Raw genomic sequence first — 1,189 nt, 5'->3', positions numbered from 1 at the left:
GAAATCGCCGTGGTGTTCAAGCGCGCCCCCAACCTCCTCTTCCGGGACCACAGCGAGGACGACTTCGGCCAGAACGCCGTGGTCATCCGCGTCCAGCCCGATGAGGGCGCCACGATCCGTTTCGGCTCCAAGGTCCCCGGCACGCAGATGGAAGTCCGGGACGTGACGATGGACTTCGGCTACGGCCACTCCTTCACCGAATCCAGCCCCGAAGCGTACGAACGGCTCATCCTGGACGTGCTGCTGGGCGAGCCGCCGCTGTTCCCGCGGCATGAGGAAGTGGAGCTGTCCTGGAAGATCCTGGATCCCTTCGAGGACTACTGGGAAGGCCTGGGCGAGCAGCCTGAACCGTACGCACCCGGCAGCTGGGGCCCCGCCTCCGCTGACGAGCTCCTTGCCCGCGACGGACGAACCTGGAGAAGGCCATGATTGTAGATCTTCCTGACACCACCACCTCCAAGGTCTCCAAGAAGATCATGTCCCTGCGCGAGCAGGGCGGTGTGATCGCCCTGGGCCGCGTCCTCACCCTCGTGGTGGTCACCAAGTCCGGCCTGGAGGAAGAAGCCATCGAGGCCGCCAACGAGGCCAGCCGGGAACACCCCTGCCGGATCATCGTGCTCGCGGACGCCGGTTCCTCCGCCCCCAACCGGCTGGACGCCCAGATCCGCGTTGGCGGGGACGCCGGAGCCTCCGAGGTCATTGTGCTGCGCGGGTTCGGTGAACTGGCCGAGGAAAGCGAATCCCTGGTGGCCGCGCTCCTCCTGCCCGACGCGCCGATCGTGGCCTGGTGGCCGCACGGCGCGCCGAAGAACGCCAGCGAAACCTCGATCGGCCGGATCGCGCACCGGCGCATCACCGACTCCGCGAACGAGGCCGAGCCGCAGGTTGCGCTGGAGAACATCCGGAACACCTACAAGGCAGGCGACACCGACCTCGCCTGGACCCGCCTCACCAACTGGCGCATCCAGCTCGCCGCGGTACTGGACCAGGTCGACTCCTCCCCGGTCACGGCCGTCGCAGTCGAAGGAGCGTCCGACTCCCCCAGCACCATCCTGCTCGCGGCCTGGCTGACCCTGTCCCTCGAAGCGCCGGTGACCATCGTCGCGGACCCCGCCGGGACGGGCATCCGGCGGGTCCGGCTCAGCAGGTCCAGCGGCGATGTCCAGCTGTTCCGCCCCGGGCTGTCCGT

Annotated in this window: 1 protein-coding gene and 1 pseudogene; both read left to right on the top strand. The window is 68.4% G+C overall.

The window, feature by feature from the left end:
• A pseudogene (locus CXQ90_RS21630) lies at positions 1 to 429 on the top strand (glucose-6-phosphate dehydrogenase); the annotation flags it as partial.
• The coding region (locus CXQ90_RS21625; RefSeq protein ID WP_104141385.1) for a glucose-6-phosphate dehydrogenase assembly protein OpcA at positions 426 to 1,189 on the top strand (764 nt) is incomplete at its 3' end. The pseudogene CXQ90_RS21630 and the gene CXQ90_RS21625, both read left to right, overlap by 4 nt.

The sequence above is a fragment of the Arthrobacter sp. ZGTC131 genome, from assembly GCF_002929275.1.
In the GTDB taxonomy this organism is placed as follows: Bacteria; Actinomycetota; Actinomycetes; order Actinomycetales; family Micrococcaceae; genus Arthrobacter.
The sequence above is the reverse complement of the archived record's forward strand: the minus strand, read 5'-3'. Positions and strand labels throughout refer to the sequence as shown.